This window comes from Pseudomonas sp. WMBT8 (assembly GCF_050916005.1).
Lineage (GTDB): Bacteria > Pseudomonadota > Gammaproteobacteria > Pseudomonadales > Pseudomonadaceae > Aquipseudomonas.
In genome coordinates this window covers 5,058,334-5,074,904 of the sequence record NZ_CP188096.1, presented here as the reverse complement: position 1 = coordinate 5,074,904, position 16,571 = coordinate 5,058,334, and the positions used below count along the sequence as shown (strand labels likewise).

Annotated in this window: 15 protein-coding genes and 1 other RNA gene; 12 read left to right on the top strand and 4 right to left on the bottom strand. The window is 60.9% G+C overall.

The window, feature by feature from the left end; genetic code table 11:
- Positions 1-31 precede the first annotated feature (31 nt).
- The 3 genes from ACO77H_RS23025 (at position 32) to ACO77H_RS23015 (ending at position 3,806) form a co-directional block, all read left to right on the top strand.
- A complete protein-coding gene (locus ACO77H_RS23025) occupies positions 32-2,221 on the top strand; it encodes an OsmC domain/YcaO domain-containing protein (RefSeq protein WP_169956368.1) in 2,190 nt (729 codons plus the stop codon).
- 12 nt (positions 2,222-2,233) lie between these two features.
- Positions 2,234-2,878, top strand: coding sequence for an MBL fold metallo-hydrolase (locus tag ACO77H_RS23020; protein ID WP_169956366.1), 645 nt, complete (start codon positions 2,234-2,236; stop codon positions 2,876-2,878).
- 166 nt (positions 2,879-3,044) lie between these two features.
- Positions 3,045-3,806 (top strand): OmpA family protein, encoded by a 762-nt coding sequence (locus ACO77H_RS23015; RefSeq protein WP_029297808.1) that lies wholly within the window; start codon positions 3,045-3,047, stop codon positions 3,804-3,806.
- A 68-nt stretch (positions 3,807-3,874) separates the two neighbouring features.
- On the opposite strand, the gene ACO77H_RS23010 is transcribed toward ACO77H_RS23015, so the two are convergent.
- From ACO77H_RS23010 to ACO77H_RS22995, 4 genes are all read right to left on the bottom strand, one after another.
- The gene (locus ACO77H_RS23010) at positions 3,875-4,456 is read right to left on the bottom strand and encodes a BON domain-containing protein (RefSeq protein WP_169956365.1); all 582 of its coding nucleotides are present in this window, start codon (positions 4,454-4,456) and stop codon (positions 3,875-3,877) included.
- On the bottom strand, positions 4,453-5,046 hold the full coding sequence (locus ACO77H_RS23005) for a phosphoheptose isomerase (protein ID WP_003171862.1): 594 nt from the start codon (positions 5,044-5,046) through the stop codon (positions 4,453-4,455). The genes ACO77H_RS23010 and ACO77H_RS23005 overlap by 4 nt, the downstream gene beginning before the upstream one ends.
- Positions 5,047-5,150: 104 nt before the next feature.
- Positions 5,151-5,522 (bottom strand): YraN family protein, encoded by a 372-nt coding sequence (locus tag ACO77H_RS23000; RefSeq protein WP_172312101.1) that lies wholly within the window; start codon positions 5,520-5,522, stop codon positions 5,151-5,153.
- Positions 5,522-7,333 carry a penicillin-binding protein activator gene (locus tag ACO77H_RS22995; protein WP_169956361.1) on the bottom strand — a complete coding sequence of 604 codons (1,812 nt, stop codon included), beginning with the start codon at positions 7,331-7,333 and terminating at the stop codon, positions 5,522-5,524. Before ACO77H_RS22995 ends, ACO77H_RS23000 begins: the two co-directional genes overlap by 1 nt.
- Positions 7,334-7,552: 219 nt before the next feature.
- On the opposite strand from ACO77H_RS22995, the gene rsmI reads away from it, so the two are divergent.
- From rsmI to mraY, 9 genes are all read left to right on the top strand, one after another.
- On the top strand, positions 7,553-8,425 hold the full coding sequence (gene rsmI / locus ACO77H_RS22990; protein ID WP_169956359.1) for a 16S rRNA (cytidine(1402)-2'-O)-methyltransferase: 873 nt from the start codon (positions 7,553-7,555) through the stop codon (positions 8,423-8,425).
- Between the two features lie 95 nt (positions 8,426-8,520).
- An RNA gene (gene rnpB / locus ACO77H_RS22985) (RNase P RNA component class A) lies at positions 8,521-8,874 on the top strand.
- Positions 8,875-9,229: 355 nt separating this feature from the next.
- Positions 9,230-9,685 carry a division/cell wall cluster transcriptional repressor MraZ gene (gene mraZ, locus ACO77H_RS22980; protein WP_003171868.1) on the top strand — a complete coding sequence of 152 codons (456 nt, stop codon included), beginning with the start codon at positions 9,230-9,232 and terminating at the stop codon, positions 9,683-9,685.
- The gene (gene rsmH / locus ACO77H_RS22975) at positions 9,682-10,629 is read left to right on the top strand and encodes a 16S rRNA (cytosine(1402)-N(4))-methyltransferase RsmH (protein WP_407073438.1); all 948 of its coding nucleotides are present in this window, start codon (positions 9,682-9,684) and stop codon (positions 10,627-10,629) included. Before mraZ ends, rsmH begins: the two co-directional genes overlap by 4 nt.
- Entirely contained in the window at positions 10,626-10,919 is a 294-nt protein-coding gene (ftsL, locus tag ACO77H_RS22970) for a cell division protein FtsL (protein WP_169956357.1), read from the top strand. The genes rsmH and ftsL overlap by 4 nt, the downstream gene beginning before the upstream one ends.
- Positions 10,919-12,661: a peptidoglycan D,D-transpeptidase FtsI family protein gene (locus tag ACO77H_RS22965; protein ID WP_169956405.1), complete on the top strand. Its 1,743-nt coding sequence runs from the start codon at positions 10,919-10,921 to the stop codon at positions 12,659-12,661. The genes ftsL and ACO77H_RS22965 overlap by 1 nt, the downstream gene beginning before the upstream one ends.
- Entirely contained in the window at positions 12,661-14,124 is a 1,464-nt protein-coding gene (locus ACO77H_RS22960; protein ID WP_432754616.1) for a UDP-N-acetylmuramoyl-L-alanyl-D-glutamate--2,6-diaminopimelate ligase, read from the top strand. Before ACO77H_RS22965 ends, ACO77H_RS22960 begins: the two co-directional genes overlap by 1 nt.
- A complete protein-coding gene (locus ACO77H_RS22955) occupies positions 14,117-15,487 on the top strand; it encodes a UDP-N-acetylmuramoyl-tripeptide--D-alanyl-D-alanine ligase (RefSeq protein ID WP_432754615.1) in 1,371 nt (456 codons plus the stop codon). The genes ACO77H_RS22960 and ACO77H_RS22955 overlap by 8 nt, the downstream gene beginning before the upstream one ends.
- Positions 15,487-16,569 (top strand): phospho-N-acetylmuramoyl-pentapeptide-transferase, encoded by a 1,083-nt coding sequence (gene mraY / locus ACO77H_RS22950; RefSeq protein ID WP_029297824.1) that lies wholly within the window; start codon positions 15,487-15,489, stop codon positions 16,567-16,569. Before ACO77H_RS22955 ends, mraY begins: the two co-directional genes overlap by 1 nt.
- The last annotated feature ends 2 nt before the right edge of the window (positions 16,570-16,571 follow it).

The following is a 16,571-nucleotide window of genomic DNA, read 5'->3' as shown; positions in this document are numbered from 1 at the left end:
TTCGTTTGCTCCGCTATTCTGGTAATCCCGCATGGAAATCAAGGTCAATTTTCTCGACAACCTCCGGCTTGAAGCCAAGTTCGACGACTTCACCGTGGTGGCCGACCAGCCGATTCGCTACAAGGGCGATGGCTCGGCCCCCGGTCCGTTCGACTACTTCCTGGCTTCGTCGGCGTTGTGTGCGGCTTACTTTGTGAAGTTGTACTGCAGCACGCGCAATATCCCCACGGACAATATCCGCCTGTCGCAGAACAATATTGTCGACCCGGAAAACCGCTACAACCAGATCTTCAAGATTCAAGTCGAGTTGCCTGCCGATATTTCCGATAAGGATCGCCAGGGCATCCTGCGCTCCATCGACCGCTGTACGGTAAAGAAAGTGGTACAGGCCGGGCCTGAGTTTGTCATCGAAGAGGTAGAAAACCTCGACGCCGACGCCCAGGCGTTGCTGATGCCGGCTTCTGCGTCAGACGCGGGTACCTATATTGCGGGCAAGGACCTGCCGCTGGAGCAGACCATCGCCAACATGTCGGCCATTCTGGCGGGCCTGGGCATGAAGATTGAAATCGCTTCGTGGCGCAATATCGTGCCCAATGTCTGGTCGCTGCATATCCGCGATGCCCATTCGCCGATGTGCTTTACCAACGGCAAGGGCGCGACCAAGGAAGGCGCACTGGCGTCGGCGTTGGGCGAGTTTATCGAGCGCCTGAACTGCAACTTCTTCTACAACGATCAATTCTGGGGCGAAGACATCGCCAACGCGGCGTTTGTGCACTACCCGGACGAGCGCTGGTTCAAGCCGGGCCGCAAAGACGCGCTGCCGACTGAAATTCTCGATGAGTACTGCCTGAAGATCTACAACCGCGATGGCGAGTTGCGCGGTTCGCACCTGATCGACACCAACTCCGGCAATGAAGAGCGTGGCATCGTCTCACTGCCGTTTGTGCGCCAGTCTGACGGCGAGGTGGTGTATTTCCCCTCCAACCTGATCGAAAACCTGTACCTGAGCAACGGCATGAGTGCCGGTAATACCCTGGCCGAGGCGCAGGTGCAGTGCCTGTCGGAGATCTTCGAGCGCGCGGTAAAGCGCGAAATCATCGAAGGTGAATTTGCCCTGCCGGATGTACCGGCCGACGTGCTGGCCAAATACCCAAGCATCCTCGCCGGTATCCAGGCCCTCGAAGAGCAGGGCTTCCCAGTGCTGGTCAAGGATGCGTCCCTGGGCGGCGAGTTCCCGGTGATGTGCGTGACCCTGATGAACCCGCGCACCGGCGGCGTATTTGCCTCGTTTGGTGCCCACCCAAGCCTGGAAGTGGCGCTGGAGCGCAGCCTGACCGAGTTGCTCCAGGGCCGTAGTTTCGAAGGTTTGAACGACTTGCCGCAGCCGACCTTTGAGGGGCATGCGGTGACCGAGCCGAACAACTTTGTCGAACACTTCATCGACTCCAGCGGCGTGGTGTCGTGGCGTTTCTTCAGTGCAAAATCCGATTACGCGTTCGTGGAGTGGGATTTCTCCGGCCAGGGCGAAGACTCCAACGCCGAGGAGGCTGCCACCCTGTTCGGCATTCTCGAAGGCATGGGCAAGCAGGTCTACATGGCAGTGTACGAGCATATCGGCGCCAAGGCTTGCCGGATCCTGGTACCGGACTATTCGGAAATCTATCCGGTGGACGACCTGATCTGGGATAACACCAACAAGGCGCTGTTCTTCCGCGCCGATATCTTGAACCTGCACAGCCTGGATGAAGAGGGCCTCCAAGCGCTGGTCGAGCGCCTGGTGGAAAGCGAACTGGATGACTACACCGATATCACCACCCTGATCGGCATCGAGTTCGACGACAACACCGCCTGGGGCCAGTTGACGATCCTGGAGCTGAAGCTGCTGATCTATCTCGCCTTGCAGCAGTTTGAAGAGGCGAAGGAAGCGGTGGAGATGTTCCTGCAATACAACGACAACACCGTCGAACGCGGCCTGTTCTACCAGGCGGTGAATGCAGTGCTGGAGATGCAGTTGGACGAGGATTTGGAACTGGAAGACTACGAGGCCAATTTCCGCCGGATGTTTGGCAACGAGCGCATGGACGCCGCCATTGGTTCGGTGGATGGCAGCGTGCGCTTTTATGGCCTGACCCCAACCAGTATGAAGCTGGAAGGGCTGGACCGGCACCTGCGGTTGATCGACAGCTACAAAAAACTGCACGCGGCACGGGCCAACAGCTAGAAGGGATTCCTTATGCAAATCGCAACCCCTGGACTGATCCGCGAAACCTTCCCCGTCGGCCCGTTGCAGTGCAACTGCACGATCATCGGCGACCCGATCAGCAAGAAGGCCATCGTGGTCGATCCGGGCGGCAACCATGAGCTGATCCTGGCACGCCTCGACGCACTGGGCTTGAAGGTGGTGAGCATCATCCACACCCATGCGCACCTGGATCACTTCCTGGCCTCCGGCCAGTTGAAAGAAAAGACCGGCGCCACGCTGCACCTGCACAAGGAGGATCAGTTCCTGTGGGATAACCTCGAAATGCAGTGCCAGATGTTCGGTGTGCCCTACACCCCGGTGCCGTCGCCGGATCGCTGGCTGGCCGATGATGAAGAGCTGGCCTGTGGCTGCGGCGTCGCCTTGCACACGCCTGGGCATACGCCGGGCTCGATGAGTTTCTGGTTTGCCGATGCCAAGCTGCTGATCGCCGGCGATACCTTGTTCCGGCGCGGGGTAGGGCGCACGGATTTGTGGGGCGGCGACCAGGCGACCATCGTGCGGTCGATCAAGCAGCGGCTTTATACCCTGGACGAAGGGGCGACCGTGGTGACCGGGCATGGCCCGGATACGCGCCTGGGGGATGAAATGCGCGAAAATCCGTTTGTCAGGGCCTGACAGCGCGAGGCTCTGCTAGGGTTTAGGTGAGCGTGCCGGCGTTTATCTTTTGTCACAGGTGCGCGGCGGAGTACGGAATTTTTACCGTTTGTCGCGTTCCAAACTCGGCACAGGTCCATTGCCAATGTCCTCTGCATCACAGAATGCAAAAGTAGGAGCTTCCTTCATGTTCACTTCGCGTCGTCTGCTTGTTGTTGCTACCGCGGTAGCCCTATTGTCGGGCTGTGCTTCCCCTAACCCTTACGATGGCAGCCAGGGACAGGCGGACAACGGTTCGCAAGGCATGAGCAAAACCGCCAAATACGGCGGCCTCGGCGCGCTGGCGGGTGCGTTGGCCGGTGCAGCCATTGACCATAACAACCGTGGCAAAGGCGCGCTGATCGGCGCAGCGGTAGCCGGTATCGGCGCTGCGGGTTATGGCTATTACGCTGACCAGCAGGAAAAGAAACTGCGTGAAAGCATGGCCAACACCGGCGTCGAGGTGCAGCGCCAGGGTGACCAGATCAAGTTGATCATGCCGGGCAACATCACGTTTGCGACCAACTCCGATGCTATCGCCAGCAGCTTCTACACCCCGCTGAACAACCTGGCTGGGTCACTCAAGCAGTTCAACCAGAACACCATCCAGATCGTCGGCTACACCGACAGCACCGGCAGCCGCCAACTGAACATGGACCTGTCCCAGCGTCGTGCGCAAAGCGTGGCCAATTACCTGACGTCCCAAGGTGTCAGCCCGACCAACCTGACCACCCGTGGTGCCGGCCCGGATAACCCGATTGCCAGCAACGCCGACGTCAACGGTCGTGCGCAGAACCGTCGCGTGGAGGTCAACCTCGGCCCGATCCCCGGCCAGCAGTATGGCCAGCCTGCGCAGCAACAGCAGCAGAACAACCAGTTCCAAGGCAATCCGTACCAGCAGTACCAGTAACCGTCAGCCAATAAAAAGGGCGCCGTGCAGTCAATGCACGGCGCCCTTTTTTGTGGCTGGCGATTACGTCAGTCGATGTATTCGAACAGTTTCACAATTTTCTGTACCCCGGACACACCCTGTACCAGGTTGGTGGCGCGGGTGGCTTCCTGCTGGGTCAGCAGGCCCATGAGGTAGACGATGCCGTTGTCCGTCACAACCTTGATCCGCGAGCCGGGAATTGCGCTGTCGGTGAGCATCTGGGCCTTGATCTTGGTGGTCAGCACGGCGTCATTGCTGATTGCCAGCAGGGTGATGGGCTGCGCGACCTGCAGTTCGTTGTGGACCTTTTTCACCCGTTGCACGGTTGAGGCTGCCTGTTCGGCTTGGGTCTTGAGGTCGGCGCGCGGGGTTTGCCCGGCGAGCAGCACGATGCCGTTGAAGCTGGTCACGACGATACGCGATGCGCCGTTGCCCAGGTCGGGGGCGGCCTTGGCAACGTTGACGCCGACCTTGGTCTCGATCAGCGAGTCATCTATCTTGCTGCCAAAAGTGCGTGTGCCACGGTCGTCCTGGATAGGGGTGTCGCGGGTCGCAGTGATGGCCGAGGTGCAGCCGCTGATAGCGAGGCACAGCGTGATGGCTATAAGGCTGAGGCGGTTAACGGTCATTCTTCACTCCCGAACAGTTGGCTGTCGATCAGATCGCACAGGCAGTGGATCGTCAGCAGATGGACTTCCTGAATACGTGCAGTGACATTGGCCGGGACGCGGATCTCCACATCCTCGGGTAGCAGCAGCGAGGCCATGCCGCCGCCGTCGCGCCCGGTCAATGCTACGACAATCATTTCGCGATCATGTGCGGCCTGGATCGCCTGAATAATGTTCGCCGAGTTGCCGCTGGTGGAAATGGCCAGCAACACATCGCCCGGTTGGCCGAGGGCGCGGATTTGTTTGGAAAAAATTTCGTTGTAGCTGTAGTCGTTGGCGATCGAGGTGATCGTCGACGAATCGGTGGTCAAGGCGATAGCCGGCAGGCTCGGCCGCTCGCGCTCAAAGCGGTTGAGCAGTTCGGAGGAAAAGTGCTGGGCGTCGCCGGCCGAACCACCGTTGCCGCACGAAAGCATTTTGCCTTCGTTGAGCAGGGCGTTGACCATGACCTGGCTGGCTTGCTCGATGTGCGGTGCAAGTACGTCCATCGCCTGTTGCTTGGTATCGATACTGGCCTGGAAAAGCTGGCGAATTCGGGATTGCATGTCCATCTGTGTGACCTTAAGTAGCGCGGCTGTATGGCACACGAATGTGCAGCCCGCAAAGCAAAGAGCAAAAGTGTGCGGTGAAGATGTCTGATCGGTACCGGTAACACTCAGCCGTCGAAGGCGTTGCGCAGCCAGTGCAGATCAGCGGTTCCGTGGGGGGTGCTTTGTATGGCAACCACATCGAAACGGCAGGGGGAGTCAGCCCAGCGACACTCACTGAGCAGGAAAAACTGCGCGGCGAGTATCAGCTTTTGACGTTTGCGCTCGTCGATACTGGCGAGCGCACCACCCCATTGTGCGTATTTTCTGTAGCGGACTTCGACAAATACTACTGTATCGCCGTCAAGCATGACCAGATCAAGCTCGCCGCGTTTACATAACCAGTTCTGCGCCAGCAGGCGCAGACCCTGTTGCTGCAAGTGTTCAAGAGCTTGTTGTTCGGCATCCTTGCCGCTTTGGGCGCTGGAGCGTGGGGGCATCAGCGCGGGGTATCGGGCAGGCGTTCGACCTGGCCACTGACAAACTTGGCCCACGGCATCTGGCGTTCGATCCGCTGGCTCGGGCTCATGCCCAGGTTGCCGGAAAGACCATCGATACGGGTATCAGGCAGTGCCTTGAGCTGACCCAGGCGCGGCGCCAGGCGGTAGGCATCCACGCCCATCGCGTACAGGCGGCCCAGGCTGCCATTGGCTTGTGGCCATTGGGCAGTGACCTGGTTGCGCAGTGGATCGGTGGTGTTGAGCAGCCACGGCGTTTCACAGAACATGATGCCGTTCATGTCGTTGTACTGGTTCTTGTCGCCGCTGGCACTGAACACGTGGGAAGTGGCATACACCGGCACATCGCCTGCGTACTGGAAGTTCAGCGTTGGCTTGATCTGCTGGGCCTGTTGCGGCGTCACGGCGAGGAAGATGAACTCGATGTCCTGGCGACGCGATGGCTGTGCCGCGACATCCGCGCCAACCGTGCTTTGCAGGCTCTTGGCGCGACCTTCGCTCTGGCGCAGCTTGAACAGGTCGGCGATTTGCTGGGCCAAGGCCACAGGCTGGTCGACATGTTCGACCCCAATCAGGGTGCCGCCATTGGCTTCCCAGTCCTGGCGGAAGGCCTTGAGCACGCGGTCGCCCCATTCGCCTTTCGGCACCATGGCCGCCGCGCGGTGCAGGCCGTCGGCGCGGGCGCGACGCGACACTTCGCGGGCTTCGTCCTCGGCAGCCAGGCCGAACTGGAACAGTTGCGCGGGGGCTTGGTCGCCTTCGCTGTAGTTCAGGGCCAGGGTGGTGATGGGCAGTTGCGGGCGGGCGCTGAGTTGTTTGACCAGCGGCTTCTCCAACGGGCCGATGACCAATTGCACGCCGTCAGCCTGGGCCTTTTTGTAGAACTCATCGATGGAGCTGACGCGCGAGCTGTCATAGAACTCGATGACTGGCGGCTTCTGCCCGGCCTGTTGCGCCTGGTAGTGCGCGGCCATGAAGCCTTCACGCAGGGCCTTGGCCACGCTGGCCAGCGGGCCTTGTTGCGGCAACAGCAGGGCGATCTTGTTCAATGGCTGGCTGGCCAGTTCCTTGAGCCGGGTCAGCGGCATCGGCAGTTGCACTGCCGCCGGGTGCGCAGGGTTCTGCGCACGCCAGGTGTCGATGGCGGCTTGCTGCTGCTCCAGGGTGCCGGCGTTCTTCACGGCCTGGGCCAGGCTGATCCAGCCGTCGAGGACCGGGTTGCCGCTGGCCTGCAACTGCTCGCCAGGCACGGCGGCAATCAGGCTCCAGATGGCTTCATGGTTGCTGGTGGCGGCATCGCCCGTGAGCAACGGGGCCATGGCCACGCGTTCGCGGGCGGCGGCCAGGGTCTGGCCGTCGGCTTCATAGGCGCGGGCATGCACGGTGCCGGTGCGGACCTGCTGCTCGGGCGGCAACTCCTTGAGGCTTTGCAGGCTCGGATGGCTTAGCGCCGTCAACGCAGCCTTGGGCTGGTTGCGGGTCATGGCCAGTTCTGCCGACAGGGTGCTGGCAAAAACCTGGGCGGCAGGCTTGAGGCTGTCCAGTGGCACTTGCGCGAGGATCTGCGCGGAGCGTCCTGGATTGTTCTGGTGGAAGGCCATGTCTGCCGCGCTCAGGCGCAGCAGTGCAGCTTTTTCCGGGGTCTTGGCCGAGGTCGCCTGTTCGAGCAGTTGCTCGATGGTGGCATCCGGGGTCCGTGGGAGTTCGCCAAGGCTTGACGAGGGCGAGCTTGCGCAAGCCGCCAACAGGGCAGCCAGGCAAAGGGCAGAGAACAGCCGCAGGCAAGCGATCATGTAAGTGTTCCTGATACCGATCAAATTAGCGTGGAATTGTACCCAAGCACTGGCCGGGGCGCGATGTTACTGGCGTGAAACCGTCTATTTAGATCGTTTAAATGTTGCAGGGCGTCAGTAACCGCCGCAAACAGACCGTCTGGACGCGACCCCGTCGGCGCATTTTCTTGACGTCTACGCGCTACAATATGGCTTTTGCCAATCATCGAGGTGTGCGCTTTGACTGCTCCAGGTCCTTTGAATTCCACTGCTGGCTCGCTTTTTGTGGTGGCGACGCCCATTGGCAACCTGGACGACATCAGTGCGCGGGCGCTGAAAGTGTTGCGTGAAGCCAAGTTGATTGCGGCCGAAGACACCCGGCACTCGCTGCGCCTGATGCAGCACTTCGGTATCGCCACGCCCCTGGCGGCCTGCCATGAGCACAACGAACGTGACGAAGGCAGCCGCTTTATTACCCGCCTGCTCGCGGGCGATGACGTGGCGTTGATCTCCGATGCCGGTACCCCGCTGATCTCCGATCCTGGTTATCACCTGGTCCGCCAGGCGCGGGCCGCAGGTATCAATGTAGTCCCGGTTCCCGGGGCGTGCGCGTTGATTGCAGCCCTTTCGGCGGCGGGCTTACCGTCGGATCGTTTTATCTTCGAAGGTTTCCTGCCGGCCAAGGCCGTAGGGCGCCGGGCGCGCCTGGAGTTGTTAAAGGAAGAGCCGCGCACCCTGATCTTCTATGAGGCGCCGCACCGTATCCTTGAGTGCCTGCAAGACATGGAGCTGGTCTTCGGTGGCGAACGCCTGGCCTTGCTGGCGCGGGAGCTGACCAAGACCTTTGAAACCCTCAAGGGCCTGCCGCTGGAAGAGCTGCGTGGGTTTGTCGAGGGCGACAGCAATCAGCAGCGTGGCGAGTGCGTGGTGCTGGTTGCGGGCTGGACGGCGCCGGAAAGTGAAGATGCCGTGGGTAGCGAGGCCATGCGCGTGCTGGACCTGTTGCTCAAGGAAATGCCGCTCAAGCGTGCCGCAGCCCTGGCCGCAGAAATCACCGGTGTGCGCAAGAACGTGTTGTATCAGGCCGCACTTGATAAACAAAAGAGCGAATAGTTCCTGGGTTTAACGTGCACGACGTCGGAACATGATGGCAATGCTGTCTTTTAATACTTGTTCTAAGACGTCCGTGCCGTTAACCTTCGCGGCGGAGAGTCGATTGGACAGTCGCTGCCCTCTATGAAAATTAGGGGGGGGAGGAAAGTCCGGGCTCCATAGGGCGAAGTGCCAGGTAATGCCTGGGGGGCGTGAGCCTACGGAAAGTGCCACAGAAAATAACCGCCTAAGCACTTCGGTGCCGGTAAGGGTGAAAAGGTGCGGTAAGAGCGCACCGCGCGACTGGCAACAGTTCGTGGCTAGGTAAACCCCACTTGGAGCAAGACCAAATAGGGTTCCAAGGCGTGGCCCGCGCTGGAACCGGGTAGGTTGCTAAAGATGTCCAGTGATGGCCATCGTAGACGAATGACTGTTCAAGACAGAACCCGGCTTATAGATCGACTCTCCACCTTTTTTCCTTCTGCACGAGTCTCGGGCAGAAACCAGGTAGTAACGCAAGAATCCCTCCCTGCCAAATCATTGGCAGATGCGTCTTCGTAATACCGAAAAAATCTTACTCTTAATAAATTACTTTAAGTTCAAGCTCTAGCTCTTTGAGCTATTTGGGGTTGTTGAGTCAAAAACATCGCCGAACTCTCGTTTCTCCTCCTTTTGCGCTCCTAAATCTCCGTTCTGTAAGGCTTTTCCTTTAATCCGCGCCTTGACGGTGTGGTGGGCGCATTCCTATAGTGTGCGCAAGTGGCGGAAAGTGGCACAAAGTGGGTTTTTTGAACGTAAAACGCTAAAATTTGGAGAAACGCATCTGTGTTTCGCGGAGCTAACGCTATAAGTCTCGATGCAAAAGGCCGTCTCGCCATGCCGAGCCGGTATCGTGACGAGCTCATTTCGCGAAGTTCCGGGCAATTAATCATCACGATTGATGCCGTTGATCCCTGTTTGTGTGTTTATCCCCTCGATGAGTGGGAGTTGATTGAAACCAAGTTGCGCGCTCTGCCTTCGTTGCGTGAAGAAAACCGTCGCCTGCAACGTTTGCTGATTGGTAATGCCGTCGATCTCGAACTCGATGGCAGTGGTCGTTTCCTGGTTCCACCGCGTCTGCGCGAATACGCCAAGCTCGATAAGCGCGCGATGCTGGTAGGCCAACTGAACAAGTTCCAATTGTGGGACGAAGATGCCTGGGATGCTGTGTCTGCAGCTGACCTGGCTGCTATTCAACAACCGGGCGCCATGCCTGATGAACTGCGTGATTTGATCCTGTGACTATTGATAGCGGCTTTAACCACATCACCGTGCTGCTTGACGAAGCCGTCGAGGCTCTCGCCGTGCGCCCTGATGGCTGCTATCTGGATGGCACGTTCGGGCGCGGCGGGCACAGTCGGTTGATCCTCAGCCAGCTCGGCCCGCAGGGCAAGCTCCTCGGGTTCGACAAGGATCCCCAGGCGATTGCCACCGGGCAAGCGCTAGCGGCCGAAGACGGCCGCTTTGTCGTTGTGCAGCGCAGCTTTGCCGAACTGGGCGCTGAAGTCGCCGAGCGGGGCATGGCGGGCAAGGTGGCCGGGGTCTTGCTGGACCTGGGCGTGTCGTCGCCGCAGTTGGACGACCCTGAGCGCGGCTTCAGTTTCATGAATGATGGCCCGCTGGACATGCGCATGGACCCGAGCCGTGGCATCAGCGCCGCGCAGTTCATCGCCACCGCACCTCACGAAGAAATCACCCGTGTGTTCAAGGAATACGGCGAAGAGCGATTCGCCGGCCGCATGGCGCGTGCCGTGGTCGAGCGCCGGGAAATCCAGCCGTTCGAACGCACTGCCGACCTGGCCGAAGTGCTGAAAGTCGCCAACCCGGCGTGGGAAAAGGGCAAGAACCCGGCAACCCGTGCGTTCCAGGGCCTGCGCATTCACGTCAACAACGAATTGGGTGACCTGGAGGCCGGCCTCGAGGCTGCCCTGGAGTCCCTGGAAGTGGGCGGTCGCCTGGTGGTGATCAGCTTCCACTCCCTGGAAGACCGCATCGTCAAATTGTTCATGCGTCGCCTGGTCAAGGGCGAGAGCGATAACCTGCCGCGCAACCTGCCGGTACGTTTCGAAGCCTTTGTGCCGAAAATCAAAATCCATGGCAAAGCGCAGTTCGCCTCCGAAGCCGAACTCAAGGCCAACCCACGTGCTCGCAGCGCCGTCATGCGCGTTGCGGAGAAGCTGCGGTGAGCAAGCTTTTCGCCAAGCCCCTGCCGGGCGGCAGCTTCTTTATGTTGCTGCTGTTTGTCGGCGTGCTGGTGTCCGCGATTGCGGTGTCCTACAGCGCCCACTGGAATCGCCAGTTGCTCAATAGCCTGTACGGCGAGTTGAGCGTGCGCGACAAGGCGCAGGCGGAGTGGGGCCGGTTGATCCTGGAACAAAGCACCTGGACGGCCCACAGCCGCATCGAAGTGCTGGCCGCCGAACAGCTGAAGATGCACATTCCTGGCGCGGCTGAAGTCCGCATGGTGGCGCCATGATGAAACTCGAAGGCGCACTCTACCCATGGCGCTTCCGTGTCGTGCTGGGCTTGCTCGCACTGATGGTGGGCGCGATTGCCTGGCGCATCGTCGACCTGCAGGTGGTGGACCGCGACTTCCTGATCGGCCAGGGCGATGCCCGTAGCCTGCGTCATATCCCCATTCCTGCGCACCGCGGCCTGATCACCGACCGTAATGGCGAGCCCCTGGCTGTCAGTACCCCGGTGACCACCCTGTGGGCCAACGCCAAGGAGCTGCAAGTGGCCAAGGACAAGTGGACCGAACTGGCCCACGCCCTTGGCCAGGATCCCAAGGCCCTTAAAGAGCGCCTTGAAGCCCAGGCCAATAAAGAATTCATCTATCTGGTTCGCGGCCTCACCCCTGAACAGGGGCAAGGCGTGCTCGACCTGAAAATCCCCGGTGTCTACGGCATCGAGGAATTCCGGCGTTTCTACCCGGCCGGCGAGACCACTGCCCATATGGTCGGCTTCACCGACATTGATGACCATGGCCGCGAAGGGGTGGAACTTGCCTACGACGAATGGCTGGCCGGGGTTCCCGGCAAACGGCAGGTCATCAAGGATCGACGCGGCAGACTGATCAAGGATGTCCAGGTCACCAAAAACGCCAAGGCCGGTAAGCCCTTGGCGTTGTCGATTGACCTGCGCCTGCAATACCTGGCCAACCGTGAGCTGCGTAACGCCATCATTGAGAACGGCGCCAAGGCCGGCAGCCTGGTGATCATGGACGTGAAGACCGGTGAGATCCTCGCCATGGTCAACCAGCCGACCTACAACCCGAATAACCGTCGCAACCTGCAACCGGCGATGATGCGCAACCGCGCGATGATCGACGTGTTCGAGCCGGGTTCGACCATGAAAGCCATCTCCATGAGTGCGGCCCTGGAGTCCGGGCGCTGGAAGCCGACCGACAAGGTCGAGGTCTATCCCGGCACCCTGCAACTGGGCAAATACACCATCCGCGACGTATCCCGTAGCGAAGGCCCGGTGCTGGACCTGACCGGCATCCTGATCAACTCCAGTAACGTGGGCATGAGTAAAGTCGCCTTTGATATCGGCGGCGAGACCATCTACCACCTGGCGCAGAAGATCGGCCTCGGCCAGCCCACGGGCCTGGACTTCCCGGGCGAGCGCGTCGGCAACCTGCCCAACTACCGTGAGTGGCGCAAGGCCGAGACCGCGACCCTGTCCTACGGCTATGGCCTGTCGGTGACCGCGATCCAGCTGGCCCATGCCTTTTCCGTGCTGGCCAACAATGGCCGCATGACGCCATTGAGCCTGATCCACGTTGACGAAGCGCCGAAATCCGAACAGGTCATCCCGGAAAACGTCGCCAAGACCATGCAGACCATGCTGCAACAAGTGATCGAGGCGCCGCGCGGCGTGTTCCGTGCCCAGGTGCCGGCCTATCACGTGGCCGGCAAGTCCGGTACGGCGCGTAAGACTTCGGTGGGCACCAAGGGCTATGCCGAAAACTCCTACCGTTCGCTGTTCGCCGGCTTCGGCCCGATGAGCGATCCGCGCTACGCCATCGTGGTGGTCATCGACGAACCGAGCAAGGCCGGTTACTTCGGTGGCCTGGTCTCGGCTCCCGTATTCAGCAAAGTCATGTCCGGCACCCTGCGCTTGATGAACATCACGCCGGACAACCTGCCGCCGACCCAACAAGCCAACGCCGGACCACCGGCCGCTGCTGTAAAAGCCAATGGAGGGCGCGGCTGATGTCTCTTAGCCTGAACAAGATTTTCGCCCACGCTGGTCGCGACCTATTGATTCGTGAACTGAGCCTGGACAGCCGTAACGTACGCGCCGGCGATCTGTTCCTGGCTGTGCCGGGCGGCAAGTTCGATGGCCGTGCGCATATCGCCGACGCCTTGCAGCGCGGCGCGGCGGCCGTGGCCTATGAAGTAGAAGGCGCCACCGTATTGCCGATTACCGATGTGCCGTTGATTCCGGTCAAGGGCCTGGCGGCGCAGTTGTCGGATATCGCCGGGCGTTTTTATGGCGACCCGAGCCGTCAACTCAACCTGATCGGCGTCACCGGCACCAACGGCAAGACCAGCGTCACCCAACTGGTGGCCCAGGCGCTGGACTTGCTAGGCCAGCACTGCGGCATCGTCGGCACCCTGGGCACCGGTTTCTACGGCGCGCTGCAAAGCGGCCTGCATACCACGCCGAACCCGATCGCCGTGCAGGCGACCCTGGCCGACCTGAAAAAGGCCGGGGCCAAGGCCGTCGCCATGGAAGTGTCGTCCCACGGCCTGGACCAGGGCCGGGTGACTGCGCTGGCGTTCGACGTGGCGGTGATGACCAACCTGTCCCGCGACCACCTGGACTACCACGGCAGCATGGAGGCGTACGCCGCCGCCAAGGCCAAGCTGTTCGGCTGGACTGACCTGAAGTGCCGCGTCGTGAACCTCGATGATGCATTCGGTCGCCAACTGGCCGCCGAAAAAAGCGAAGCGCGCCTGATCAGCTACAGCCTGGAAGATTCCAGCGCCTACCTGTATTGCCGCGAAGCCCAGTTCAACGATGAAGGCGTACTCGCAACGCTGGTTACGCCCCAGGGCGAACACCATCTGCGCAGCACCTTGCTCGGTCGCTTCAACCTGAGCAACGTGCTCGCAGCCATCGGCGCCTTGCTGGGCCTGGATTATGCCCTGGATGAAATCCTGCGCGTATTGCCCAAGCTCGAAGGCCCGGCCGGGCGCATGCAGCGCCTGGGTGGCGGGACGCAACCGCTGGTGGTGGTCGATTACGCCCACACCCCGGATGCCCTGGAAAAAGTCCTCGAAGCCCTGCGTCCTCATGCCAAGGGCAAGTTGCTGTGCCTGTTCGGCTGCGGCGGCGACCGCGATCGCGGCAAACGCCCGCTGATGGCCGAGATCGTCGAGCGCTTGGCCGACGGCGTGCTGGTCACCGATGACAACCCGCGCAGCGAAGCGCCGAGCCAGATTTTCGACGATATCCGCGAAGGCTTCAAAGACGCCTCCCAAGTGACTTTTGTTGCCGGCCGCGCCGCCGCCATTGCGCAGTTGATTGCCAGCGCCAGCGCTGACGACGTGGTGGTCCTGGCCGGTAAAGGCCATGAGGACTACCAGGAAATCAACGGCGAGCGCCATGCCTTCTCCGACCTGGTCGAGGCCGATCGCGCCTTGACCGCATGGGAGGTGGCCCATGCTTAAGGCCATGCAGTTCAGCGAACTGACCCAGGCTTTGTCGGCCCGTGTGTTGTCGAGTGATTGCAGCTTCGACGGCGTCAGTATCGACAGTCGCAACATCAAGCCGGGGCAACTGTTCGTCGCCCTGGCCGGCCCGCGCTTCGACGGGCATGACTATTTGAATGAGGTGGCCGCCAAAGGCGCGGTCGGCGCCCTGGTGCAGCGTGAAGTCACTGACTCGACACTGCCGCAGTTGCTGGTGGCCGACACCCGCCTGGCCCTTGGCCAGCTGGGTGCACTGAACCGCGCAGCGTTCACCAACCCGGTGGCGGCGATCACCGGTTCCAGCGGCAAGACCACGGTCAAGGAACTGCTCGCCGGTATCCTGCGCACGCGCGGGCCGGTGCTGGCGACCCGTGGCAACCTCAACAATGATTTTGGCGCACCGCTGACCCTGCTGGAACTGGCCCCGGAACATACCGCCGCCGTGATCGAGCTGGGCGCGTCGCGCATTGGCGAAATTGCCTACACCGTGGCCATGACCCGGCCACACGTTGCGATTATCAACAACGCCGGTACCGCCCACGTTGGCGAGTTTGGCGGCCCCGAGAAGATCGTCCAGGCCAAGGGTGAAATCCTTGAGGGGCTGGACGCTTCCGGCATCGCCGTATTGAACCTCGATGACAAGGCCTTCGAAACCTGGCGTGTACGTGCCGCCGGGCGCAAGGTCCTGAGCTTCGCCGTGCACAACGCCGCGGCCGATTTCCATGCATCGAACATCACGCTCGACGCCCGTGGCTGCCCGGCCTTCACCCTGCACAGTCCGCAAGGTGATGAGCACGTGCAACTGAACCTGCTGGGCAACCATAACGTTGCCAATGCCCTGGCCGCCGCCGCCGCTGCTTACGCCCTGGGCGTGTCGCTGTTCGGCATTGCCACCGGCCTTGGCGCAGTGCAACCGGTCAAGGGCCGTACCGTGGCGCAATTGGCGAGCAACGGCATGCGCGTGATTGACGACACTTACAACGCCAACCAGTCCTCGATCTGTGCTGCCATTGACCTGCTCAAAGGCTTCGACGGGCGCAAGGTGCTGGTGCTGGGGGATATCGCCGAGCTGGGCGAATGGGCCGAACAGTCCCACCGTGAAGTCGGTGCCTACGCCAGTGGCAAAGTCGACGCCCTCTACGCCGTCGGCCCGAACATGGCCCATGCCGTCGCCGCTTTCGGTTTGGGCGCGCGGCACTTCGCGACCCAGGCCGAGTTGATCCAGGCGCTGGGCGTGGTCGAACAAGACAAACACACAACTATTTTGATCAAGGGATCGCGCAGCGCGGTGATGGAAAACGTCGTCGCGGCTTTGTGTGGCTCAAGTACGGAGAAACATTAATGCTGCTGCTGCTGGCTGAGTATCTGCAACAGTTCCACAAAGGCTTCGCGGTCTTTCAGTACCTGACCCTGCGCGGGATCCTGGGTGTGCTGACCGCGCTGTGTTTGTCGCTGTTTCTCGGGCCATGGATGATCCGTACCCTGCAAAACCTGCAGATCGGCCAGTCCGTGCGCAATGACGGCCCGCAGTCGCACCTGTCCAAGTCCGGCACACCGACCATGGGCGGTGCGTTGATCCTGTCGTCCATCGGCATCAGCACCTTGCTCTGGGCCGACCTGGCCAACCGCTACGTCTGGGTGGTGTTGCTGGTGACCCTGCTGTTCGGCGCCATCGGCTGGGTCGATGATTACCGCAAGGTGATCGAGAAGAACTCCAAGGGCCTGCCAAGCCGCTGGAAGTACTTCTGGCAGTCGGTGTTCGGCCTGGGCGCGGCGATCTTCCTTTATATGACTGCGCCAAGCGCGGTGGAAACCACCCTGATTTTCCCGATGCTCAAGGACGCCAGTATCCCGCTGGGCATTGGCTTCGTGGTGCTGACCTACTTTGTGATCGTCGGCTCCAGCAACGCGGTCAACCTGACCGATGGCCTTGATGGCCTGGCGATCATGCCGACCGTCATGGTGGGCGGCGCCCTGGGCATCTTCTGCTACCTGTCGGGTAACGTGAAATTCGCTGAATACCTGCTGATCCCGTATGTACCGGGCGCGGGTGAATTGATTGTGTTCTGCGGCGCGCTGATCGGTGCCGGGCTGGGCTTCCTGTGGTTCAACACCTATCCGGCCCAGGTGTTCATGGGCGACGTCGGCGCCCTGGCGCTGGGTGCGGCCCTGGGCACCATTGCCGTGATCGTGCGCCAGGAAATCGTCCTGTTCATCATGGGCGGCGTGTTCGTGATGGAGACCCTGTCGGTGGTGATCCAGGTTGCGTCCTTCAAGTTGACCGGCCGCCGCGTGTTTCGCATGGCGCCGATTCATCACCACTTTGAACTCAAGGGCTGGCCGGAGCCACGGGTGATCGTCCGTTTCTGGATCATCACCGTGATTCTTGTGCTGGTTGGCCTTGCCACCCTGAAACTGAGGTAGAA

Excerpts from the sequence above, each read along its gene's own strand:
- ACO77H_RS23025 (WP_169956368.1), top strand. The coding sequence starts at position 32 with ATGGAAATCAAGGTCAATTTTCTCGACAACCTCCGGCTTGAAGCCAAG.
- ACO77H_RS23020 (WP_169956366.1), top strand. The coding sequence starts at position 2,234 with ATGCAAATCGCAACCCCTGGACTGATCCGCGAAACCTTCCCCGTCGGC.
- ACO77H_RS23015 (WP_029297808.1), top strand. The coding sequence starts at position 3,045 with ATGTTCACTTCGCGTCGTCTGCTTGTTGTTGCTACCGCGGTAGCCCTA.
- ACO77H_RS23010 (WP_169956365.1), bottom strand. The coding sequence starts at position 4,456 with ATGACCGTTAACCGCCTCAGCCTTATAGCCATCACGCTGTGCCTCGCT.
- ACO77H_RS23005 (WP_003171862.1), bottom strand. The coding sequence starts at position 5,046 with ATGGACATGCAATCCCGAATTCGCCAGCTTTTCCAGGCCAGTATCGAT.
- ACO77H_RS23000 (WP_172312101.1), bottom strand. The coding sequence starts at position 5,522 with ATGCCCCCACGCTCCAGCGCCCAAAGCGGCAAGGATGCCGAACAACAA.
- ACO77H_RS22995 (WP_169956361.1), bottom strand. The coding sequence starts at position 7,333 with ATGATCGCTTGCCTGCGGCTGTTCTCTGCCCTTTGCCTGGCTGCCCTG.
- ACO77H_RS22965 (WP_169956405.1), top strand. The coding sequence starts at position 10,919 with ATGAAACTCGAAGGCGCACTCTACCCATGGCGCTTCCGTGTCGTGCTG.
- ACO77H_RS22960 (WP_432754616.1), top strand. The coding sequence starts at position 12,661 with ATGTCTCTTAGCCTGAACAAGATTTTCGCCCACGCTGGTCGCGACCTA.
- ACO77H_RS22955 (WP_432754615.1), top strand. The coding sequence starts at position 14,117 with ATGCTTAAGGCCATGCAGTTCAGCGAACTGACCCAGGCTTTGTCGGCC.
- mraY (WP_029297824.1), top strand. The coding sequence starts at position 15,487 with ATGCTGCTGCTGCTGGCTGAGTATCTGCAACAGTTCCACAAAGGCTTC.